The following is a 24,010-nucleotide window of genomic DNA, read 5'->3' as shown; positions in this document are numbered from 1 at the left end:
TCCGCTTAGCTCCGTAAGAATTGGCACAAATAGAATAAATTCGTATTTTAAACATAAGGAACACTCCATATGTCTGAAGTCAATAAAATTGACGTAGACGCGCTCGAAACCCAAGAATGGTTACAGGCGCTTGAGTCGGTCGTAAAAGAAGAAGGCGTCGAACGCGCTCAATTCTTGTTAGAACAAGTATTAGAGCAAGCACGTCTTGATGGCGTAGATATGCCTACAGGCACTACGACTAACTATGTCAACACTATCCCAGCTGCAGATGAACCTGCATACCCAGGGGATGTTAATATTGAGCGTCGTATTCGCTCAATCATTCGTTGGAATGCCGTGATGATCGTTCTTCGTGCCTCGAAGAAAGATCTTGAGCTGGGCGGGCATATGGCGTCTTATCAGTCGTCAGCTGCTTTTTATGAAATGTGTTTCAACCATTTCTTCCGCGCGCCAAATGAAAAAGACGGCGGCGATTTAGTGTATTACCAAGGTCATATTTCTCCAGGTATTTACTCGCGTGCTTTTGTTGAAGGACGTTTAACCGAAGAGCAATTAGACAACTTCCGTCAAGAAGTGGATGGCAAAGGTCTTTCTTCTTACCCGCATCCGAAGTTAATGCCAGAGTTTTGGCAGTTCCCAACGGTATCTATGGGTCTAGGTCCGATTGCTTCAATCTATCAAGCGCGTTTCCTTAAGTACCTAGATGGTCGTGGTCTCAAGGATACGTCTGAGCAGCGCGTTTACGCTTTCCTTGGTGATGGTGAAATGGACGAGCCAGAATCACGTGGTGCGATTTCTTTTGCCGCTCGTGAAAAGCTCGACAACCTTTGCTACCTAATCAACTGTAACCTACAACGCCTAGATGGCCCAGTAATGGGTAACGGTAAGATCATTCAAGAGCTTGAAGGCCTATTTAAAGGTGCCGGCTGGAACGTGATTAAAGTGGTGTGGGGTTCAGGCTGGGATAAGCTACTGGCAAAAGACACCACAGGTAAATTGCTACAGCTGATGAACGAAACCGTGGATGGCGATTACCAAACGTATAAATCAAAAGATGGCGCCTACGTCCGCGAGCATTTCTTTGGTCGTTACCCAGAAACCGCAGCTTTGGTTGCTGACATGACCGACGAAGAAATCTTTGCGCTGAAGCGTGGTGGTCATGAACCATCTAAGCTGTTTGCCGCGTTTAAAGCCGCGCAAGAAACCAAAGGCCGTCCAACCGTTATCCTAGCTAAGACCGTTAAAGGTTATGGCATGGGTGCGGCGGCTGAAGGTAAAAACGTTGCCCACCAAGTGAAGAAAATGGACATGACGCACGTTGAGCATTTACGTTCACGTTTGGGTCTGGATGACTTGGTATCCGATGAGCAATTAAAAGACTTGCCATACCTTACGCTGGAAGAAGACTCAAAAGAATATGAGTACTTACATCAGCGTCGTAAAGCACTTCATGGTTACACGCCGCAGCGCTTACCAAATTTCTCAGAAGACTTAACTATCCCTGAGCTTGATGCGTTTAAGCCACTACTGGAAGAGCAAAAGCGTGATATCTCTACCACCATGGCTTATGTGCGTGCTCTGAATATCCTGCTCAAAGACAAAAACATTGGCAAAAACATTGTGCCAATTATTGCCGATGAAGCGCGTACCTTTGGTATGGAAGGCTTGTTCCGTCAAATTGGTATTTATAACCCGCACGGCCAGAACTATAAGCCAGAAGATCGCGACATTGTTTCTTACTACAAAGAAGCCACCTCTGGTCAGGTACTGCAAGAAGGCATTAACGAACTCGGTGCTATGTCTTCATGGGTAGCGGCGGCAACGTCATACTCAACTAACGACCTACCGATGATCCCGTTCTATATCTACTACTCCATGTTTGGTTTCCAACGTGTAGGCGATATGGCGTGGATGGCGGGCGACCAGCAAGCACGTGGTTTCTTACTAGGTGCAACGGCTGGTCGTACAACGCTTAACGGTGAAGGTCTTCAGCACGAAGATGGTCACTCACATATTCAAGCGGGTACCGTACCTAACTGTATCTCTTACGACCCAACCTTTGCCTTTGAAGTGGCGGTGATTCTGCAAGACGGTATTCGTCGTATGTACGGTCCAGATCAGGAAAACGTGTTCTATTACCTGACTCTAATGAATGAAAACTATCATCAGCCTGCGATGCCAGAAGGAGCCGAAGAGGGTATCCGTAAAGGTATTTACAAGCTTGAAAGCTATGCCGGTAATAAGGCACAAGTTCAGCTGATGGGCTCAGGTACTATCTTGAACGAAGTACGTAAAGCGGCGCAAATCCTAAGCGACGATTATGGTGTGGGCTCTGATGTCTTCTCTGTCACTTCATTTAATGAGCTGGCACGTGATGGTCAGGATGCTGAGCGTTTCAACATGCTTAATCCGGGTGCTGAGCAAAAAGTCCCTTACATTACTAGCGTTGTCGGTGATGCACCTGCTATCGCAGCAACCGACTACATGAAGAGTTACGCCGATCAAGTACGTGCCTTTATGCCAAGCGCATCATACAAGGTGCTAGGTACCGATGGTTACGGTCGTTCAGATAGCCGTGAAAACCTCCGTCGCCACTTTGAAGTGAACGCCGGCTATGTTGTGGTTGCAGCATTAACTGAGCTGGTAAAACAAGGCAGCGTTGAAAAGTCAGTGGTGAGCGAAGCTATCAAGAAATTTGATATCGACACCAGCAAAACTAACCCACTTTACGCATAAGAGGACAAGTGATGGCAATCGAAATTCATGTTCCAGATATTGGTGCCGATGAGGTTGAAGTAACCGAGATCCTAGTAAGCGTAGGGGATTCGGTTGAAGAAGAGCAGTCGCTTATTACCGTAGAGGGTGATAAAGCCTCGATGGAAGTGCCTGCCTCAGTGGCCGGAACGGTTAAAGAAATCAAAGTTGCTGAAGGCGATACGGTTTCAACTGGCTCATTAATTATGATCTTTGACGCCGCAGACGGTGAAAAAGAAGAGAGTAAAGAGTCAGAAGCATCGCAACAGCAAGAATCGGCTCCAGCTGAAGCGTCATCGGGCAAAACCGAGCGCAAAGAAGTGCACGTGCCAGACATTGGCGGCGACGATGTTGAAGTCACCGAAATTCTAGTGTCTGAAGGCGATAGCGTTGAAGAAGAACAGTCACTGATCACCGTTGAAGGCGATAAAGCGTCAATGGAAGTGCCGGCGCCGTTTGCCGGTACCGTAGCAGAAATTAAAGTGAATACCGGCGATACGGTATCCACTGGCTCATTGATTTTTATCTTTGAAACGGCTGGCAGTGGTGACGCTGCAGCATCTGAAAGTGCATCATCAAATGACTCAGAAGCCGCGCAATCCGAGCCTGTAGGCAGCAGCGAGAAAGAAGTGCATGTGCCTGACATCGGTGGCGACGAAGTAGAAGTAACAGAAATCTTAGTGGCAGCGGGTGACGCGGTTGAAGAAGAGCAGTCATTACTGACCGTTGAAGGCGATAAGGCCTCTATGGAAGTACCTGCTCCTTTCGCGGGTAAAGTGAAAGAAGTTAAGGTAAACACGGGTGATAAGGTCTCAACTGGCTCATTGATTTTTGTCTTTGAGGTGGAAGGTTCGGCTCCGGCAGAAAAGCAGTCAGAAAAGCCAGCTGACAAGCCTGCAGAGAAACCTGCTGAGAAAGCCCAAGCGCAAAAACCAGAGGCCGCCAAAGCATCAGCACAAAAAGATGACTTTGTGGCTAATGACGACTACGCCCATGCTTCACCGGTTGTGCGTCGTTTAGCGCGCGAATTTGGCGTTAACTTGGCTCGCGTTAAAGGCACAGGTCGCAAGAACCGCGTACTGAAAGAAGACGTGCAAAACTACGTTAAAGAAGTGGTTAAGCAAGTTGAGTCTGGTCAAGCTAGCAAAGGTGGAAACGCTGGTGGTGGTGAGTTAGGTCTTATTCCTTGGCCAAAAGTAGACTTCAGTAAGTTTGGTGAAGTGGAAGAGAAGAAGCTTTCACGTATCAACAAGCTTTCTGGTGCTAACCTTCACCGTAACTGGGTACAAATTCCACATGTAACGCAGTTTGATGAAGCCGATATCACTGAGCTTGAGAAGTTCCGTAAAGAGCAAAATGCGCTGGCTGAGAAGAAGAAAATGGACGTTAAGATCACGCCATTAGTATTCGTAATGAAAGCCGCTGCTAAAGCACTGGAAGACTTCCCAACCTTTAACTCATCACTGTCTGAAGACGGCGAAAGCTTGATCTTGAAGAAGTACGTGCACATTGGTATCGCAGTAGATACGCCAAATGGCCTAGTGGTACCAGTGGTTCGTGATGTTAATAAGAAAGGCATCATTGAGCTGTCGCGTGAGTTGATGGAAATCTCTAAGAAAGCTCGTGATGGCAAGCTGACTTCATCGGATATGCAAGGTGGCTGTTTCACTATCTCAAGCCTAGGTGGCATTGGTGGTACGTCATTTACACCGATTGTGAATGCCCCTGAAGTGGCTATCTTAGGTGTGTCTAAGTCAGACTTTAAACCGAAGTGGAATGGTAAAGAGTTTGAGCCGCGCCTGATGGTGCCGCTAAGCTGTTCATACGACCATCGTGTTATTGACGGTGCGCTAGCAGCTCGCTTTACTGTGACACTGGCTAACTACCTGAGCGATATTCGCCAGCTAGTGATGTAATAAAGAAACCGCGCAGTGCTTCACTGTGCGGTTTTATTTTATTGATATTATGGTCTTGCCTGATATTTAGGCGGGACAATGGGCGGTGTCAATGATACACTTTCCCGCAACAAAAACTCTCTGCCCAGTGCCCACTGTCGGGTGTTAGGCAGGCACTTTGGGTCGGACACTCTTGATGAGTAAACCCGTTCAAATAACAGTTAAGGTAATAACATGAGCAACGAAATTAAATCTCAAGTTGTTGTGCTAGGCGGTGGTCCTGGTGGTTACTCTGCTGCATTCCGTGCGGCGGACTTAGGTTTAGACGTAACACTAATCGATTCACGTGACACTCTTGGTGGGGTGTGCTTGAACGTAGGTTGTATTCCTTCAAAAGCATTGCTTCACGTTGCAAAAGTAATTGATGATGCTGCTGAAATGTCTTCACACGGTGTTTCTTTCGGTGCTCCTGAAATTGATTTAGATAAAATCCGTGAATGGAAAGAGTCTGTTATCGGTCAACTTACTGGTGGTCTTAGCGGCATGGCTAAGATGCGTAAAGTAAACGTAGTGACTGGTTACGGTAAATTCTCAGGTTCAAACACCATTGCGGTTGAAACCAAAGACGGCGAAAAAACAGTGACCTTCGAGAACGCGATTATCGCGGCGGGCTCACAGCCAGTAAATCTACCTTTCATTCCTGAAGACGAGCGTATCATTGACTCAACGGGTGCACTTGAGCTAAAAGACGTGCCTGAAAAGCTGCTAGTTCTAGGCGGTGGTATCATTGGTCTTGAAATGGGTACAGTTTACCGTGCGCTAGGTTCAGAAATTGACGTAGTAGAATTCGCCGATCAATTGGTTCCTGCAGCGGACAAAGACGTTATCAAAATCTACCAGAAATACGTGAAAAACAAGTTCAACGTTATGCTATCAACCAAAGTTGTGGCGGTAGAAGCAAAAGACGACGGCATCTATGTTACCTTCGAAGGCAAGCAAGCGCCAGAAGAGCAAGTACGTTATGACAAAGTATTGGTTGCGGTTGGTCGTACGCCAAACGGTAAACTAATCGATGCGGATAAAGCGGGCGTAAACGTTGATGAGCGTGGCTTTATTAATACTGACAAACAAATGAAGACCAACGTTGATAACATCTTCGCCATTGGTGACATCGTAGGCCAGCCAATGCTTGCCCACAAAGCGGTTCATGAAGGTCACGTTGCAGCTGAAGTTATCTCTGGTAAGAAACATTACTTCGATCCGAAATGCATTCCTTCAATTGCTTACACAGACCCAGAAATCGCATGGGTAGGTGTTACAGAGAAAGAAGCAAAAGAGCAAGGTCTAAACATTGAAACTGCGGTATTCCCGTGGTCAGCTTCTGGCCGTGCTATCGCTTCCTCACGTACTGAAGGTCAAACTAAGCTGATCTTTGATAAAGACACCGATCGCCTAATTGGTGGTGCTATGGTAGGTATCAATGCCGGTGAAATGCTAGGTGAGATTGGCCTAGGTGTTGAGATGGGGGCGGATGCCGAAGACATCGCGCTAACCATTCATGCTCACCCTACATTGAATGAATCTATCGGTTTGGCTGCGGAAATCTTTGAAGGGTCTATTACTGACATACCAAACAAAAAAGCGGTTAAAAAGAAAAAGTAAGTTTTTCCAAGCTTGTTAAAAACCCAGCCTAGCGCTGGGTTTTTTGTTTTTGCGGCCTCGGCACCTGGCTCTGAATAGCTTATGCCATTGAGGTCTCGCCGGATAAACCGCTTCCTACCATTGGGGAAGGGCTCGGTATAAAGTTATAGAAACACGAAACAGAAGCTATCTAATACCAATTCGCTTAATTAAGTGGTCTATTTGAGGCGAGATAATTCTGGCGATAGCAAGGCGAAAATTTTGCTATTTAGTTGTTCTAAATGAGAAATTTTTAACGCAGTTAGCGTCGAATTTGCTCCCTCAAATTGAGCAAGTATTAATGCGGATTGGTATAAAGCAAAGGGTAGGCGCGACTTTATGTCGCGATGATATTCTGTAGTGGGTTTTATCGGTTACAGCATTTTGCTCTTCAAATTGAGCTGGTAGTAATGTGGATTGGTATTACACCTTGGCAGCACACAATCTAGCCAGTATGCTTAACTTAGGGGCAAGCAAGTAAAGCGCAAATGGAACAGATAGAAATATTTGAGATCCCCAGTCCGTGTAAGGGGATCTGTCAGGTTAATAATCGTGGCTATTGTAAAGGCTGCTATCGCAGCCGTGAGGAACGTTTTGCCTGGAATTCATTAAGCAACGAACAAAAGCGCAAAGTCATTGCCCTGTGCCAACAGCGTTATAAACGCTACTTACAAAAGCAAGCCAAGGCACAACAATCCGATGTCGCAAGTGGGGAAAACTTCAAATTTGATATTTAGCTTTGAGCTCGGCAACCACTCCTGCCCGTTCAAGCTCCTCTAGCTTATCTTTAAGCAAGGGCACCAAATCATCATGGCGTTTATGCACAAAGTGAAAACTCTCCACTAAAGCCAAGTTTGTCATTTGCAACTTATCAAGGTTCAGTTTGGCTAGGTGTGGTTTCAGGTGGAAGTCGAGCAGCAGTGCCGCTTCCACTTGTTGTTGCATCACCAAGTTAAGCTGCGCCACTGCGCTTTTAACTTTAACCACATACGCTGAGGTGGGGTGCTGAGCAAGATAGTCTTCAGCGACTGGGTAGCCACTGCGAATGGTGATCGAGTTGACGTCTTGATAACGGCAATCACGACAGAAATTCACCAGCTGTAACTTGAACTTAAAAAGCGGAAAATCGATGCGGCGCAGGTTAGGGTAGTCATTACTAACCGTGGCAACGCGGCCCAGTTGGCCATCGAGTGAACCGGCATTGGCCGCAATTAACGCGTTAGGGTGATTAAAATCTTGCACCAGTAATTTATAACCCAGTTCAGCATACACACGGGTCATGAGTTCAATCACATAGCGTGCCTGTGGAACATCGGCAGGAGCATTAAAGCGCATAACCTTATTGCTCTCACTGCCTTGGCTAAAGAGCGCACAGAACAACAGGCAACATAGAAATAAAGCTCGCAACTATTTTCCTTATCTTGATAAAGTGATTGATAGTAACCCAGCTAAGCAAAGAGACGCATGAACACGGGGTATTCTTTGTTAAGAATTATACAAAACTTTTATCGTCAAGGGCAGGAAATTAGCCTGTAAAAAGTTCATTCGCGCTGTGCTGTGGTATACTTATAAACGAGATTAAGTCAGTCGAAATGTGAATATGAGTCATAACCTTTGCCTTTTACCCAGACACGAAAAGTATAAAATTCAGCTAGAGTATGAGGCCTCTTTTTGGGCTTACCAAATTAAGCGTGGTAAAAAAAGTCGCGAGGTGGTGTACGACACCATCAATCAGCGGCCGGTATCGGAGCAAGATTTCTTAAAGCAACACTTCGAGCATTACCTGAGCCTGATGTTGGCGTAACCCTTGGCGGCAAAATCGTACTCTGCGATGACCCTAGAAATTACTCCGTTAGCGGTGATAAAAACTCCCTTAGTTAATAAGTTCTATGCTGAGCAAGGTGCCAGAGGAAGAGCGGCTAAACACGACAAAGTATGGGTTGCCAGGGCTCAAAGTGCCATCATTGGCGCTTGTCGATATCGCCCGGTGGCTGAGCAGTGGCTGCTTTGTGGTGTCTATATTGATAGCAAATGGCGTGGCCAAGGTGTTGCCAAACGTTTGCTGAGCTGTGCCATGGTCGAATTCCAACAACTTCTCCCAGGCACCACCATTTATACTTTTGCCTATGCGCATCTGCAGTCATTTTATTGCGACTTAGGCTTTGCTCAGTGTGAGCAACTTATGCCGGAATTACAGTCGCTTTTGTCTAGTTATCTTGGACAAAAACGTCAACTCGTGGCAATGTATTATGTCTAATTAACAACCTCGGCTTTTTATGTTACGCCTCTGTTTATTGCTGTTGCTCAGCGTTATTTCTTTGTCTATAAGTGCCACCCAAATCTCTCGTCTGTCTCCGGCTGAAGGCTTGTCACAAAGTTACGTCAATACCCTACTGATTGATAAGCAAGGCTACTTATGGGTGTCAACCGAGGGGGGCCTTAATCGATACGATGGCTATCAAGTGCTAGAGGTCAGTGGACCAGATGGCATGTTGGATAAGGTGCAAGTAAATCATATTTATCAAGATAGCCAGCACGGTGTGTGGATAGCCACAGGGCTTTCTGGGTTGTTGCGTTATGACCCGCGAAAAGACGAATATCGCACCTACATTGCAGCGCCGTCATCGGAAGACGAGTTTTTTAATAATTTAGTATATCGAGTGCTCAGCAAAGACGCTGAGCATATGTGGATTGTGCGCACTAATGACATTGCTGTGTTAAACATCGATTCGGGAGAGCTTAGCAAAGAAGTGACTTTGCCACTGGATGAAGAAAGTGGCTTTATCCGTGCGGTAAAACAGCATGGCGATATTTTGTTTATTGCCACCTCTGAGCGCCTGTATGGCTACCATTTACCCTCCAAAACATTGCGTGAAATAGATCACATTGAAACCCTCGAACACCCTTTTCAAAGTAATGCTAAGTCATTATTTTTACTCGATGACGACACCTTGCTTTTGGGCACAGTGCAAGGCTTGTATGAGCTGGATATCAGTGCACTGCGACAAGACTTTAGTGCCGATGTCAGTTATCAAACCCGTTTAACCTCGCTCAACGTGTGGAAAATGCTTCGAGAAGGGCCAAACACCTTATTGCTCGGAACCGACAAAGGCTTAGTCTATTATCACCTTGACGACCACAGTGTGGTGCGTGATAAGCGCTTATCCAATAGTGTGTTCTTACCGTCTGATACCAGCGTGATTGATATTGTCCGTGATGGTAATGAAGGCCTGTGGGTGGCCACCAAAGAAGACGGCGCTTTTTATCTCCCTAATCGCACCCTGAGCTTTGATAATGTCAGCGACCTCAGTGTTAAGGGGGAAGGGTTTTCCCATAGTAATATTTGGTCAATGGTGGAGGCATGTGGCTATTTATGGTTAGCAACCAATGATGGCATTACTCGCTACGACCCCCAAACAAGAGAAACTAAACAGTTTTTAAAGGGCTATTTAGGCGATGACATTTTATCCGAGTTTATTATCTGGCGAGTTGCACTGTATAAAGAAAAGCTATGGCTCATTACCGTCAAAGGTTTATTTGTTTTTGATCCAGTGAGTCATGAAATAACTCGACCCAAAGTGACCAGAGAAAAAGATAAAGATATTCTAACTGACTTTGTTAAAGGCGGTGTGTTTCTAGACAATGGCAAACTGTACTTTGTTAATGGTGACATTGGCATGTTTGTTTACAATATGGACAGTGGTGAGCTACGCCACTTAACTAAATCGTTTGAGAACGTCGACCCGTTTTTGACTTATGGCTTTTATCCGCCTTTACCCACGGCGCCAGAAAAGCCACTCTATTTTAATGCTGGGGTGTTGTACCAATACGACCCTGAGGCGCAAAAGCTATCGCCAATTTACAAGTCACCTCAGGCCAATAAGCATTTAGCGGTGGACGTGACCACCTACACCATAGATAAAAACAACGTACTTTGGTTGGCGCTGTCTTCATTTGGCTTAGTGGGTCTTACGCTAGATGGTTACGAGCCGATTTATAACATTGACCTTAAAGCACATAAAATTGATACCCTAATGTATGAAATGCGCCAGGATGAAAAAGGCATGATCTGGATGTCTTCGCACAAAGGTATTTGGCGCTTAGATCCAGATAACTTGCACTTACAGCAGTTCACAACCGAGGATGGCATTCTGTCCAATGAGTTCAATGGCGGCGCTTCAGCGCAGCTTTCTGATGGCAGAATAGCCTATGGCATGATTAAAGGGGCGGTGATTTTCTCTCCTGAGCAAAACCGTCCACAAAGACCGTTGCTCGATAAAGTTAATATTACCAGTGTTGACTTAATCTCTCGCCCCAATCAAGAGGCCGGGCTAAAACAATTTGATCACATTGAACTGGAACATGATGACATTGGTTTAGAAGTGTCGTTCTCAGCCATGGCATTTAGTTATCAAGACCGCATTATTTACGAGTATCAAATTTCAGGTGGGCAAAAAATTCTCAGCCGCAATCAAAACCGTGTGATGTTTCCCAAGCTCAACCCCGGGGAATACGACCTCAAAGTCTGGGCTAAAGACCCGTTAACCGGAGACTACACGCCGCCAGCCAAGCTTAGTATTAAGGTTAATTACCCACTGTGGCGCTCGCCTGCAGCGATAGCGGGGTATGTGTTTTTATTATTATTGATATTATCCATTTGGAGCTATCGTAAGCATCGCGTTGAACAACTGATTTTAGCCGCTCACCGCGCCACGCAAGACCGTGAAGCTCGCCTGAAAATGGCCTTAGAAGGCAGTAACTCTGGAGTTTGGGAGTGGCATGCTGGCAGTACGTTAATCTATCAGCCGCGTCTGGTTTCTGAGCTTAATTACGACATGGAAAGCGTGAGCTTAGATGACTATCTACACAAAGTTCATCCAGCCGATCGGGCTATGTTCCGGTTACAATGGTTAGAGTTTGTCACCACCGACAAAGGCTTTATCGACTGCACTTACCGGCTTCGCGATAAGCAAGGGCAGTGGCGCTGGTACAAAGACTTTGGCAAGGTATTGGAATGGGATGGCGGGGTACCAACCCAGGTAGCCGGCACGTACACCAACTTAACCCGTGAACGCCTGTTTGAAGAGCGCGCCTCGTTATTTGGCGCGGCATTTGAACAAACCCGAGATTGGGTGATGATCCTCGATAAACGCTTACGTATTCAAGCCTGTAACCGGGCACTACAAAACGCCTTTAACATTGCGTCTGTTCCGCGCTCAAGCACCTCAGTGACGCTGGGGTTATCCACACAACAGCGCATGGCCTATATTCGCAAAACCTTGGCGTTAAAAGTACATCAGCACTTTAGCGCTGAGGAAGTGATCACTTTACCAAATCAAGAGCAAAGAACGGTACTGGTGAAAATTAGCGCGGTGGCTAATAACCAAAATGAACTGCACAGCTATGTTGTGGTGCTAACCGACATCAGCCAACAACGTGAGCCGTCACAGCACAGCCATTAGTGTGCTATGACGTTACAGTTTTTTACCGCAATGGCGGCAGTACATATGATGCACTCGTTGGCTGGTCATCAGCTTAATCGCTTGGTTAGCCTCCAAAGGGCTGAGGCCAAGTTCAATGCGCAGTGCTTCTAAGTGTTGTCGCTCATTTTCGTCTACTTCACCATCGACGAGGGCATGTAAAATGGCCTCATTAAAGGCATCGCGACGTTTACGTAACTGCTCGGCAAAGCTTGAGGCCAGCAAACCGGTGGGAATGGCCACCATGCCCATGCTCAGTAAGGTGATCAAACCACCAAAAAATTGCCCTAATGGCGTAACAGGAACAGAGTCACCATAACCGACTGTTGTCAGCGTTGCCATGGCCCACCACATGGCTTTCGGTATGGAGCCAAATTTATCGGGTTGAATGTCGTGCTCAATCAAATAAATCCCGCAAGAGGCCATGATCAACACCACACTCATGATAAAAAAGGCTGCCAGCAAGGAGCTCGACTCTTCTTTAAATGCCGCGAGCAACAATTGCATTGCGCGAGAATAGCGCGTCAGTTTAAAAATGCGCAATAACCGAATAACCCGTAAAAAGCGCAGGTCAAAGGTAATAAATGCCATCAGGATAGTGGGCAAGATGGCGATTAAATCAATCACTGCCAGCGGCGAAGTGGCGTATTTGAGGCGCTTTTTCCAATTAGGCTGCTTAAGCTGAGCATAGTCAATTTTGTCAACGCAGCACCACAAACGCAGCAAATATTCTAGGGCAAAAATGCTGACACTGATTATTTCGAGGCGCAGAAAGTGGCTATGATATGCCTGAGATAAAGCTTTTTCTGATTCTAAGACAATGGCAATGACATTGGCTAGAATCAGTAAAATTAGAAAAATATCCACGGCGCGTCCTAGGCGTTGATACTGCCCAGTTTCTTCAAGTACCGCAGCCACCTTTTCTCTTATGTGAAGCGACATCGCCAATCCAATTCCTTTATTGTTTTTTATCTAAGTGTAACACCATTTCGATGGTGCCTTCTTCAAAGTCCCGAGAAACCGTAAAACCAAGGCTTTTTGCCAGTCCTATCATGCCGCTATTCTCCGGTAGGGTGATCCCCTCAATGGTAGCAACGCCTTGTTTTTGGCAGTGCTTAATGGCCGCTTGCATGAGTATTTTTCCAAGTCCCAAGCCTTGGCAATCGGAGCGCACCACCACGGCAAACTCCGCCACCTGGTTATCTGGGTCCATCAGTACTCGAGACACCCCCAAGGTTTGATAACTGGATTTGTTGGGCACAGTAACAATAAATGCCATCTCTCGGTCGTAATCAATTTGGGTCATTTTCGCCAGTTGGTCGTGATTAAACTGTGGCAGCTCACCAAAAAAACGCCGATATCTGTCTTCTTTACTGAGTGACTGATCAAACTCTTGGTGGGCGCGCTCATCTTCCGGTCGAATGGGCCTTAATGTTGCCGCTCGGCCATCTTTCAGGGTTACTGTGGTTACCAGCTCTCTGGGGTAGGGGCGAATAGCAAGACGCTTTCTGCCTGGGGTAGGCTGATAGCGTTTCAGAGTGATATTGGCATCCAGTACTTGGAATTGTCCGGCACAGGCTAAAATGGGGTTGAGTTCAATTTCATAAATATCACTTTGGTCTACCACCATCTGCGACAACCGCGTTAATAAGGCACAGAGACGGTATTTGTCGACCTTTTCAGGTAATGCCCGCTCTTTGATCACGCCTTTATCATGAGCCGCGGCGATCAGGTATTTGGCCAGGTTCATATTCAGCGGCGGCAGTGCCACAGCGGCATTGGAAAAGTTTAACCCAGTGCCAGCTTCCCCAAGCAAGATGACCGGACCAACTCCAGGCTCGGTTTTCACCGCGATCCTCAGTTCTTGACCGCCAGCACGTTTTGCCATGCGCTGTAATGAAAAGCCTTCAATCTCAGCGTCAGGAGCGTTATTACGCACCCGTAATAGCATCGCAAACGCGGTTTGTTCGACCTCTTCAGCGTCGTTTAAATTCAATACCACACCGCCGACTTCTGACTTCGAGGGAATATCGTGGCTGATAAGTTTAAGCGCCACAGGAAAGCCCATTTCCTCAGCCCGCTCTTTGGCTTCTGAGGGAGTCAGTGCCACCTCGGTGGCGATACAATCGATATCGTAATAATCTAAGATGGTTCGGGCTAAATGGGTCGATAACTGCGAGGCACCTTGGTCTAAGTATCGGTTGATCAGTGCTTTGGTTTGCTTATGCTGCAACTGAGTGTCATCACTGTAAGACTCGGGAGTTTGCGTGAGGTGCTTTTGGTTGCGGCGGTAACTGACCAAGTGCATAAAGGCGCTGACAGCCCCTTCAGGAGTGCGGTACGTGGGGATTTGGGCGTTGGCACAGACTAATCTAGCATCGTAGGCTGCCTCTTCACCCATAAAATTGGTCATCACGTAGGGCCGTGCCATTTTTGGGATTTTACTCAAGGTATCGGCCACGATATTGGCGTAGGCAGTACTTGGCGCCAGTGCCGAAGGGGTGTGAATAATGAGTAAGTTTTTTACTTCTGGCGCTTTCAGTAATATTTCCAAAGCCTGTTGATAACGCTTAGGTGACGAGTCGCCAAAAATATCAACGGGGTTACAAGCGTGATCGGTTTGTGGAATTAAGTCGCTTAAGGCTTGCTTGGTTTGCTCACTGAGTACCTCCAGCTTACCGGAGTTTTGTAACAGAGTATCCACTGCCATCACCCCTGGGCCGCCGCCATTAGTTAAGATGGTCAACTGCTCCACTTGCAGCAGTTTGGGGTGCAATGACAGGGTTTGCGTGGCAGCAAATAACTCGCTTAACGAGTTTACCCGCAGCATCCCCGCGCGTTGAAAAATGGCATCGTAAACGGCATCGTCCGAGCTATTACCACCGGTATGGTTGAGCGCAGCCAAGGCGCCGGCCTTGGTTTTTCCGGTTTTGATGGCGATCACCGGTTTACTGAATGCGGCAGCACGGGCGGCTGAGATAAACGCCCGCACGTCATCGATGTTGTCGATGTAGAGCAAAATGGCTTGAGTTTTGGCATCACGACCTAAAAAGTCGAGCAGCTCGTCAAAGTCGATATCAAGGCAATCGCCCACAGAAACAAAGTAGGAAAAGCCAATTTTACGTTGTTGCGCCCAGTCTAAAATGGTTGAGCACACCGCCGCTGACTGCGATACAAAAGCGAGCTTACCGGGATTGGCAACGGTGTGAGAAAAGCTGGCATTCACGCCTAAATGGGGGATTAATAAACCCAAGCAGTTGGGCCCTAGTAAGGTCACTTTTGCCTCTAGAGCGTGCTGTTTTAACTGCTGCTTTTGCGGGTTATCTAAGCCGGCAGCAATAATAATGGCATGGCGACAGCCAAGCGTTCCCAGTTCGGTAATAATGTCGGTTAAGGTATTTTTGTTGGTGCAGATCACCGCTAGGTCGGGCACTTTTGGCAGCTGCTTAATACTGTCGTAGGCCAGTACTCCATGCACCGCAGTGTGTTTTGGGCTAACCGGCATGATCGGCCCTTTAAAGCCGCCTTGCAGTAAGTTTCGCATGACAATAAATCCGGCGCGGTCGGGGTTATTCGACGCACCAATAACGGCAATGGATTTGGGGTTAAAAAACTGACTTATGCGCTTTACACTCATGCTTGGTCCTTGATTCAGCCGCAGCTCATATTCTCCACTCTACCATTTTGCTGATAGTTTTCGAGCGTAATTCAGGTAGACTTTGATCTATATTCTATTCACAGCGGCTATAAGGACTCCGTATGTCGACATTTAACAAATACATCGCCCCCGCTGCATTACTGGCGGTAGCAGTGGTGACCAGCGCTTGGCTGGTGAAAGACACCATTTTAGAAGTAAAAAGCATGGAGCGCAGTGTGCGAGTAAAAGGCTTGGCGGAGCAAGAAGTAAAAGCCGACACCGTGATTTGGCCGGTGTTTTACCGCGATGCCGACAACGATTTAGAAGCGCTGGTGGAGCGTATTGAAAGCAAGAACGCAGCGATCCGCGCATTTTTAACCTTACATGGTTTTGATAATGAGGAGCTTTCGGTCTCTGCGCCTTCGATTACCGATAAGTATGCCCAAGAGTACGGTCAAAATGGCCAAGGCTTTCGCTATGTCGCCAAATCGGGAGTAACCGTTTACAGCAACAGCCCAGACAAGGTGGCCCAAGCCCTAAGTAAGCTTAATGAGCTGGCAAAGCAGGGCATTGCCATTACCAAAGACGATTATCAAAACCGCGTTGAATACCTGTTTACCGGGCTTAACGACATCAAACCACAAATGGTGCAAGAAGCGACGCAAAAGGCCCGCGAGGTGGCGGTAAAGTTTGCTAAAGATTCGGATTCGGTACTGGGTAAAATTAAATCGGCACGCCAAGGGCAGTTTAGTATTCGTGACCGCGATAGCAATACCCCGCAAATTAAGATTGTGCGAGTGGTGACCAGCGTCGAGTATTACCTGTCGGATTAATGCTGTGTTAACCGCACGGCCCCTTTCTTGAACGCTATTATTAAGTCATATAGTTTACTTTTGGCTTATTAATAGCTCGCCGTCAATGGCGATAAACTCGCTGGCCGCTCGCGTCAATGAGGCGGCGGTCAGTTGCGGTACGCCGTAGACTTCGACGCGAGTGTGGTATTTTTCTCTAAGCTTAGTGGCGAGAATATCAAAGTCGCCATCGCCGCTGACCAGCACGATAACATCACTGTGCGCCGCCGCTTCCATGGCGTCTATGGTGATCCCGACATCCCAATCACATTTAGCGGAGCCATCACTGCGTTGAATGTAAGGTTTTAATTTTACCTCAAAGCCAATGGCGCGAAGAATGTTCTGAAATTGTCGCTGTTTGTCATCGCCGCGATCGCTGGAATAAGCGATGGCTTTATGAATCGTGCGGTTGTGGGTTACTTGACGCCAAAAAGCATTGTAGTCAAAGCCGCAACCATAGGCCTGCTTAGTGGTGTAATAGACGTTTTGGGCATCAACTAAGATGGTAACGCTTTGCATAATATGCTCTCTGACGTTTGGAGGTCACTGGGGTAACCGTTTTATTGCTTACTATTTTAACTTAACATTTTGCTGTGGTGTTTAACTGTTAGCGTTACAGCAATTGCTCAGCGATGTGGTTAAGTAGCGTTAATTCGCGGCGAACTGACTGACCTTTGTTGTTGGGGTCGGCCAACTTTTGCTGATTATGAGCAATAGCGTCGCTGAGTTTCATCCACACCGGCTTCATACCATTGGCCTGTTCATAGGCTTCCATTTCTGGGGCGCTAAATTCACCGCAAATTTCACAAACAAAACAGTGTGAAACGATATGAACATTATCAAAGTCGCTTTTATACCAAGGGCGATATTCTTCATAGCGGCCAAACTCGGTGATGGTTAACAGGGTTTTGGCACCGGTTTCTTCCTTAAGTTCACGCTCTAGCGCCTGAGGTAGTGATTCTCCGGCATCAACACCGCCGCCTGGCAGGGTGTAATCGTCATAACGTGCGGTATAGAGTAATAAAATTTCATCGCCGCGTAACACAATCGCGCGGGTGGTTTCTCGGGTAAAACAGCTGCCAGCAGGTGGGCTGACGGCAGTCGGATTTAAGTTCTGCATGGTTTAACTACAACAACAGCGCCACGACGTGCGTGGCGCTTTTAATAACGGATGTAGTTATGGTATCAGAACGGCGCCGGATACGCTTTAAATACGGTATCGATTTCCGCCAGTGCTTCTGGGCAAAGGGGCTGCTCGAAGGCTTGGACATTTTCTTTTAACTGTGCCATGGAGGTGGCACCAATAATGGTGGAAGTGACGCCTTCAACTTGGTCACACCAGGCCAAGGCCAGTTGCGCTGCCGTTAAGTCAAACTCATGGGCAATCTCTTGGTACTTGGCCACGGCTTCTTGCGCCAGTTGGGTGTCTCTGAATAATCCTTGGCGCTGTACAAGTGTCCAGCGGCTGCCTTCCGGTCGTGCGCCGCCTAAATACTTACCACTGAGCATGCCACTGGCAAGAGGCGACCAAGGTAAATACGCAATGTCTTCGTGCTTACATTGCTCAATCAGATAAGGCCAGTCTTTGGCGTGGAGCAAGCTAAACTCATTTTGAATCGCCACCGGCTTAGACAGGTTGTGTTGCTGAGCCAGGCTTAGATAAGTTTGAATTCCCCAAGGAGTATCGTCCGATAACCCCCAGTGGCGAATTTTTCCGGCTTTAATGCACTTCTCTAGGCCTTGCAGAATATCGAGCATGCCCTCGCGCTCTGCAGTGCTGTCTACTTCGTTGATGGCGAGCATGCCTGGCCACTGTTTACCAAAGTGCGGAGAAGTGCGGTTGGGCCAATGCAGTTGATACAGGTCGATGTAATCGCTTTGCAAGCGAGTAAGTGAGTCGTCTACGGCTTTGACTACCGCATCTCCTGTGATGTGGCCACCATTGCGGATCCAAGGCAGACCATTTCCGGCAATTTTAGTGGCTATCACCAACTGCTCACGCTTTTCTTGATGGCGACTGAGCCAGTTACCGATGATTTCCTCGGTTTTGCCATAAGTCTCAGGAGCGGGCGGAACCGCATACATTTCCGCGGTATCGATAAAGTTGATGCCGCGACTTAAGGCATAGTTGATCTGCTCATCGGCGTCATGTTGATTGTTTTGCAAGCCCCAAGTCATGCTTCCTAAGCAAATCCGTGAAACCTCTAGCGGGCTACTACCGAGTCGTGAATACTTCATGCAGGCTCCTGATGAAAATGGACAAAAAAGAATTGGGTGAGTTGTGCCTTTTGCCCCAAAAGGGCCATGGCTACAACTTGTACAGCATGTATAACACCCTCTAACTAAAATCATTATGGCTGCTTTATCGCCGTTGATGCAACTCTATGCGGCAACTCTATTAGCTTAACGTATGGTGCTGGGTTTTGCGTGGTCATTATTGCATCAAGGGTAAATATAGCGCATACTGAACACTGTTTATTTACACAGTATTTGATATGCGTAAGTTTGTACATATTGATATGGACGCCTTTTACGCCTCGGTAGAGATGCGTGATAACCCAGAACTTGCCAAGGTGCCCATGGCCATCGGTGGCAATAGCCATCGTGGAGTGCTCTCTACGGCAAATTACATTGCTCGGCAGTATGGCGTGCGCTCAGCGATGTCGAACTATCAGGCAAAAAAGCTCTGTCCTCAGCTGGTTATCGTGCCGGGAAGAATGGCGCTCTACAAAGAGATTTCTCGCCAGATCAGGGAGATTTTTGCAAAGTATACTGAGCTTATCGAACCGCTGTCGTTGGATGAAGCCTACCTCGATGTTACCGACTGCCAAGCCTGTAATGGCAGTGCCACCCTAATTGCCGAGCAGATCCGCCGCGAAATTCATCAGCAAACTGGCCTCACGGCATCGGCAGGCATTGCGCCAATCAAGTTCTTAGCCAAAATCGCCAGCGATGAAAATAAGCCTAATGGTCAGTGTGTGATCACACCGGATCAGGTGGCGGATTTTATTGATAATTTGCCGCTGAAAAAAATTCCTGGCGTGGGTAAGGTGACGCAGCAAAAGCTCTTAGCAATGGGGTTGGAGTATGGTCGCGATGTTAAGGCCTTAAACGAAATGCAGTTGCGTAAAGCCTTTGGCAAGTTTGGTGCAGTATTATGGCGGCGCTGCCAAGGCATTGATGAGCGCGGTGTTGAAGTAGACCGAGTGCGCAAGTCGGTTGGAGTAGAAAGCACCTTTTCCGAGGACATTAGCGAGCCGGAGACGCTAAAGCAAATCATCGCAAATAAGCTCTTACCTGAGCTGACTCGGCGCGCAGAGCCATACCAACAGCGTGGCTTTCATAAGCTGGGTGTTAAGGTTAAATTTTATGACTTCAGCCAAACCACCAAAGAATGTCAATATCAGCAACTGGATTTGCAGGTGTTTGAAACTCTGTTACTCGAAGCGCTTGCTCGGCATAAGTACAAGCCCGTTAGGCTGGTGGGGCTACATATCGGTTTAAACGAACAGTCTCACGATCATACCCAGCTGGGTTTATTTGATTAACACTTGCCTGAAATAAGCGAGTTGGTATATCCCCTCAGAAAATTTTCACTACCCTAGACTAAAAGCTAACTGCAATTTAAAAAAATTATGCTAGCTTCGAGTGGCAAGTGTGTTTAAAACAACAACAAGAGGAAAGCGTAATGCAATCCATAATGATCGTGCTTTTTGGCATTATCGGCATGTTATTTGGGTGGTTTGTTTACTCCAAATTTATTGCCGAGAAAATATTTAAAATGGATGACAGCTTCGTCACCCCGGCTCATGAGCTGGAAGATGGCGTTGATTATGTGCCCACCAACAAGGTGGTACTGTGGGGGCACCACTTTACTTCGGTCGCGGGCGCAGCGCCTATTGTCGGTCCTGCTATTGCGGTGTATTGGGGTTGGGTGCCTGCCGTACTTTGGGTGGTGATTGGTACTATTTTCTTCGCTGGTGTGCATGACATGGGGGCGTTATGGGCCAGTGCCAGGCACAAAGGTAAATCCATGGGGGCGCTGTCTGAAAGTGTTATTGGTAAACGCACGCGCTCTTTATTTATGATTGTGGTTTTCCTGGTGTTGCTGATGGTGAACGCCGTGTTTGGCGTAGTGATCGCCAATTCCTTTGTGGGTAACCCCGAAGCGGTTTTCCCAGCCTGGTCTGCCATTGTGGTGGCGCTAGTGATAGGGCAGCTATTAAAGCGTAAAGTGCCGTTAATTCCACTGTGTATTATTGGGGTGTTTATCCTTTATGCCTCGATTTACGTGGGCAGTGGTATGCCACTGAGCTTGCCGTTGGAAATGTTTGGTTTAGGCGATAAAGCCAATTGGATCATTATTCTGTTCATTTATGCGGCAGTCGCCTCGTTACTTCCGGTGTGGATGCTATTACAGCCTCGTGACTTTATTAATGGCATGCAGCTGTTGGTTGGGTTAGTGCTCTTGTATGGTGCTGTGTTTGTCGTCATGCCAGACATTACCGCGCCGGCATTTAATACGCAAACCGTTGAAAACACACCCAGTATTATTCCGCTGTTGTTTGTAACCATCGCTTGTGGGGCGGTATCAGGCTTTCACGGGATTGTTTCTTCAGGCACCAGCTCGAAGCAGCTTAACAAAGAAACCGATGGCCGCTTTGTGGGTTATTTAGGTGCGGTAGGTGAAGGCTCGTTAGCTCTAATCACTTTGGTTGCCGTCAGTGGCGTGATGCTGGCGGTTTCTCCTGAGCAGTGGCATGAAATATACAGCCACTTAGGTGCAGGCAGTGTCACGGCATTTGTCGATGGTGGCTCGAACCTGATCAGTAGCGGCTGGGGGATCCCAGTAGAAATTGCCTCGACCTTGTTAGCGGTGATGGTGGTGCTGTTTGCTGGCACAACCATGGACTCTGGGGTGCGTTTGCAGCGCTACATTATTCAAGAGTGGGGTGAGATTTATAACATCAAAGCGCTTGGTAATGGCATTGTTGCCACTTTATTGGCGGTAGGCTGCTGCTTGCTGTTGGCCTTTGGTGCTGGTGGCGCTTCAGGCAGTGGCGGTATGGTGATTTGGCCGCTGTTTGGCTCAACCAACCAAATTTTGGCCAGCCTAACCTTGTTGGTTATCTCGGTGTATTTAATAAAATTGGGACGTCCGGCCCGTTACACTCTAGTGCCTATGGTGTTTGTCTTGGTGATGGCGTTTTTTGCCGGAATTATTAAACTCGGTGAGTATTATCAGCAAGGCAATTGGCTGCTGGTGGTGCTCGATGTCATTGTCTTAGTGGTGAGCGTGTTGGTGATGCTTGAAGCGTGGTCGGTGATAAACAAAACCAAAGCCAGCCCTGAAAAAAGCCAAGATATCTCCTAGAGGCCTTGGAAGTTCAGGGGAAATCCCCTATAGTCGGCCCTAATTCTAAAATAGAAAAGGGCCGTTTATGTCTTTTCCAGTTGCATTATCTTGTAATGATCTTTTCACTAACGATGCCGACGCCATTGTCGTCATCACCCATGACATCAATCACCTTGGCAATTCCACTCTCGATGAAGTTGCTGCTCCCTACATCGCTGTAGATGCGCGCATTGCGCAAAAAACCACTTTATTAGTTTCTGACCAAGTGCCTGGCAATCGTTTAGTGATTGCGCCTACTGGGCCTGTAGACAGAGATTACGATGACGTAAGACGCTTTTTTGAGGCGGCGAAAGCGGGCGTGTTAGAAGCTAAAGCCGCCGGTGCCGTAAAACCTTTACTTGTTGTGGCTAATGCCCCAAGCGATGCGCGCTATGAAAACGCGCTAGCGGTGAGCTTTTTAGGTGCTTGCCAAGGTCTTTGGCAACCTCTTGAAGCACGAGAGTATCGTGGCGAAGAGATTGAGCCAATTAGCAGTATTTATTTATTCTCGGCAACAGAGCAAAGTTGCCAACAGTTAACGGCCATTTCTGCTGGTCAATATGCGGCGCGTGATCTTTGTGGTACCGAACCTGAGCGTATGGCTCCACCGCGTTTTGCCGATTACTGCGTTGAGCTATTTAAAGACTCAGCGGTGAATGTGGAAGTGATTGCCGACCGTCAAACCATTGATGAGCAGTACCCGCTGCTAAGTACCGTTGCTCGCGCTTCTTATGCGGTTGAGCGCCATCACCCACGAGTAGTAAAAATGGCGTATGAGCCAGAAGGTGATGTTGAGCGTACCTTGATTTTTGTTGGCAAGGGCTTGGTGTATGACACCGGCGGTGCCGACTTAAAAGTAGGTGGCTTTATGGCAGGCATGAGCCGCGATAAAGGTGGTGCGGCATCGGTGGTTGGCTTTATGGAAGCAGTGGCAAAATACCAACCTAAGGGCGTTAAAGTCATTGCTTACTTAGCCGTGGTACGCAACTCAATTGGCTCAGACTGTTTTGTGCCGGATGAAATTATTGCCGGTCGTGAAGGCGTGCGCGTGCGCATTGGTAATACCGATGCCGAAGGTCGCCTTGCCATGGGCGACTTACTCAGTGAAGCTAAAGACTTAGCGCTGGGTGAGAAAAATCCAGAGTTGTTCACCGTTGCTACCCTAACGGGGCATGCTGCCCGTGCTATGGGTCCATACAGCGCGTATGTTGAAAATGGCCCGGCTCGAGCGGCCAAAGTATCGCGCCAAATCGCCGACCTGGGTGACTTGTGGGCGGATTGCGCTGAGGTGTCGCGCAGTCGTCGTGAAGACTATGACTTTATTCAACCGCGTACCCTGGCCGATGATGTGCTATCGAGTAACAATGCCGCGTCTGCAGTGACAGCCCGTGGTCACCAATTCCCAATGGCGTTCTTAGCGATTGTGGGTGGTTTAGATAAGCACGGTTGTAATGCTGAGCAACCTCTGCCTTATGTGCATATGGACATTGCTGGTAGTGGCGTTGAAGGCGGTGATTGGCAGCATGGTAAGCCGACTGCCGCGACCGTAGCGAGCTTGTTTGCGCGTTATTGTATTTAAGCTTTTGGTTTTTATGTAGAAAGGGAAGCGCTTTGCTTCCCTTTTTTGTGTTTGGTGTATTGGCTTAGCTGTCCTCGTGACAGGTTTCGACGCCCATCCATGGGCGTCAACTGACTTATCGACGCCGCCCAAAGAAAAGTAAGCAAAAGAAAGGGCGCTCCCAGCACTTATCAACATAGGTAGAGATCAATAACTTTTGTGCATTGGTTCCGTTGTCCTCGTGACGGGTTTCTGCGCCCGTCCATGGGCGCCGACACACTTTTCTTTGCTTGCCCAAAGAAAAGTATGCAAAAGAAAGGGCACTCCCAGCATCACACCGGGAACCTCAAGTAATCAGCCAATTTTAACGTTACCAGCATGAAAAGGCCGTCCTTGGCCCTGTCATGCTTTTTCGCGCTATCCCGGCGCGAAATAGGTTAATTGGCTGCTGACTTGAGGGTGTGATGAGGGAGGAAAAGTTGCTGTTAGTTGTGTGCTTCTAACCAACACTTTTATAGCTGATTGAATGCATTGGCTTGCATACACCCAACTCAACAAAGTAAGGGTATTTTATTGCTACTTATCAAGTATGTTTATAGCACCAATAAGAGCAATTAAATGATTTACGAGTGGTCGCTCTCGTTTAAGCCACTTTTTTATGGTCTCGAATAACTAAAATTGGCTATTAAGTATATGAAAAGTTGAAACATCATACTGTTACATAACGAGACCTAAGGGGCTCGAATATCTATGGTCTCAC

At 47.5% G+C, this 24,010-nt stretch carries 17 protein-coding genes; 11 read left to right on the top strand and 6 right to left on the bottom strand.

Going from position 1 to position 24,010, the window contains the following annotated elements:
• The first annotated feature begins 69 nt into the window (after window positions 1-69).
• From aceE to R3P39_RS10215, 4 genes are all read left to right on the top strand, one after another.
• Complete coding sequence (gene aceE / locus R3P39_RS10230; RefSeq protein WP_336567299.1) at window positions 70-2,736, top strand: pyruvate dehydrogenase (acetyl-transferring), homodimeric type; 2,667 nt, start codon at window positions 70-72, stop codon at window positions 2,734-2,736.
• Between the two features lie 11 nt (window positions 2,737-2,747).
• Entirely contained in the window at window positions 2,748-4,670 is a 1,923-nt protein-coding gene (aceF, locus tag R3P39_RS10225; RefSeq protein ID WP_336567298.1) for a pyruvate dehydrogenase complex dihydrolipoyllysine-residue acetyltransferase, read from the top strand.
• Between the two features lie 213 nt (window positions 4,671-4,883).
• A complete protein-coding gene (gene lpdA / locus R3P39_RS10220; RefSeq protein ID WP_336567297.1) occupies window positions 4,884-6,311 on the top strand; it encodes a dihydrolipoyl dehydrogenase in 1,428 nt (475 codons plus the stop codon).
• 506 nt (window positions 6,312-6,817) lie between these two features.
• On the top strand, window positions 6,818-7,066 hold the full coding sequence (locus R3P39_RS10215) for a DUF1289 domain-containing protein (protein ID WP_336567296.1): 249 nt from the start codon (window positions 6,818-6,820) through the stop codon (window positions 7,064-7,066).
• Here R3P39_RS10215 and R3P39_RS10210 read toward each other — a convergent pair.
• Entirely contained in the window at window positions 7,050-7,736 is a 687-nt protein-coding gene (locus R3P39_RS10210; RefSeq protein WP_336567295.1) for a hypothetical protein, read from the bottom strand. The genes R3P39_RS10215 and R3P39_RS10210 overlap by 17 nt on opposite strands.
• A 193-nt stretch (window positions 7,737-7,929) precedes the next feature.
• Between R3P39_RS10210 and R3P39_RS10205 the strand changes: the two genes are divergently transcribed.
• The 3 genes from R3P39_RS10205 to R3P39_RS10195 are packed head-to-tail and all read left to right on the top strand — an operon-like array spanning window position 7,930 to window position 11,791.
• Window positions 7,930-8,133 (top strand): DUF3283 family protein, encoded by a 204-nt coding sequence (locus R3P39_RS10205; protein WP_336567294.1) that lies wholly within the window; start codon window positions 7,930-7,932, stop codon window positions 8,131-8,133.
• A gap of 3 nt (window positions 8,134-8,136) precedes the next feature.
• Window positions 8,137-8,586 (top strand): GNAT family N-acetyltransferase, encoded by a 450-nt coding sequence (locus tag R3P39_RS10200; protein ID WP_336567293.1) that lies wholly within the window; start codon window positions 8,137-8,139, stop codon window positions 8,584-8,586.
• Between the two features lie 19 nt (window positions 8,587-8,605).
• Entirely contained in the window at window positions 8,606-11,791 is a 3,186-nt protein-coding gene (locus R3P39_RS10195; RefSeq protein ID WP_336567292.1) for a two-component regulator propeller domain-containing protein, read from the top strand.
• A gap of 12 nt (window positions 11,792-11,803) precedes the next feature.
• On the opposite strand, the gene R3P39_RS10190 is transcribed toward R3P39_RS10195, so the two are convergent.
• Entirely contained in the window at window positions 11,804-12,751 is a 948-nt protein-coding gene (locus R3P39_RS10190) for an ion transporter (RefSeq protein ID WP_336567291.1), read from the bottom strand.
• A gap of 16 nt (window positions 12,752-12,767) precedes the next feature.
• A complete protein-coding gene (locus R3P39_RS10185; RefSeq protein WP_336567290.1) occupies window positions 12,768-15,446 on the bottom strand; it encodes a bifunctional acetate--CoA ligase family protein/GNAT family N-acetyltransferase in 2,679 nt (892 codons plus the stop codon).
• A 122-nt stretch (window positions 15,447-15,568) separates the two neighbouring features.
• Here R3P39_RS10185 and R3P39_RS10180 point away from each other — a divergent pair, with 122 nt between their 5' ends.
• Complete coding sequence (locus R3P39_RS10180; protein WP_336567289.1) at window positions 15,569-16,279, top strand: SIMPL domain-containing protein; 711 nt, start codon at window positions 15,569-15,571, stop codon at window positions 16,277-16,279.
• Between the two features lie 54 nt (window positions 16,280-16,333).
• Here R3P39_RS10180 and R3P39_RS10175 read toward each other — a convergent pair whose 3' ends face one another.
• The 3 genes from R3P39_RS10175 to R3P39_RS10165 all read right to left on the bottom strand — a co-directional run bounded on the left by R3P39_RS10175 (window position 16,334) and on the right by R3P39_RS10165 (window position 18,535).
• Window positions 16,334-16,816 (bottom strand): NYN domain-containing protein, encoded by a 483-nt coding sequence (locus R3P39_RS10175; protein ID WP_336567288.1) that lies wholly within the window; start codon window positions 16,814-16,816, stop codon window positions 16,334-16,336.
• A gap of 94 nt (window positions 16,817-16,910) precedes the next feature.
• The gene (locus tag R3P39_RS10170; protein WP_336567287.1) at window positions 16,911-17,417 is read right to left on the bottom strand and encodes an NUDIX hydrolase; all 507 of its coding nucleotides are present in this window, start codon (window positions 17,415-17,417) and stop codon (window positions 16,911-16,913) included.
• Between the two features lie 65 nt (window positions 17,418-17,482).
• Window positions 17,483-18,535 (bottom strand): aldo/keto reductase, encoded by a 1,053-nt coding sequence (locus R3P39_RS10165; protein ID WP_336567286.1) that lies wholly within the window; start codon window positions 18,533-18,535, stop codon window positions 17,483-17,485.
• Between the two features lie 257 nt (window positions 18,536-18,792).
• Between R3P39_RS10165 and dinB the strand changes: the two genes are divergently transcribed.
• From dinB to R3P39_RS10150, 3 genes are all read left to right on the top strand, one after another.
• The gene (dinB, locus tag R3P39_RS10160; protein ID WP_336567284.1) at window positions 18,793-19,845 is read left to right on the top strand and encodes a DNA polymerase IV; all 1,053 of its coding nucleotides are present in this window, start codon (window positions 18,793-18,795) and stop codon (window positions 19,843-19,845) included.
• Between the two features lie 140 nt (window positions 19,846-19,985).
• A complete protein-coding gene (locus R3P39_RS10155; RefSeq protein ID WP_336567283.1) occupies window positions 19,986-21,671 on the top strand; it encodes a carbon starvation CstA family protein in 1,686 nt (561 codons plus the stop codon).
• Window positions 21,672-21,738: 67 nt separating this feature from the next.
• Window positions 21,739-23,271 (top strand): M17 family metallopeptidase, encoded by a 1,533-nt coding sequence (locus R3P39_RS10150; RefSeq protein WP_336567282.1) that lies wholly within the window; start codon window positions 21,739-21,741, stop codon window positions 23,269-23,271.
• Window positions 23,272-24,010: the final 739 nt, after the last annotated feature.

Source organism: Pseudoalteromonas sp. UG3-2 (assembly GCF_037120705.1).
Taxonomy (GTDB): Bacteria; Pseudomonadota; Gammaproteobacteria; order Enterobacterales; family Alteromonadaceae; genus Pseudoalteromonas.
The sequence above is the reverse complement of the archived record's forward strand: the minus strand, read 5'-3'. Positions and strand labels throughout refer to the sequence as shown.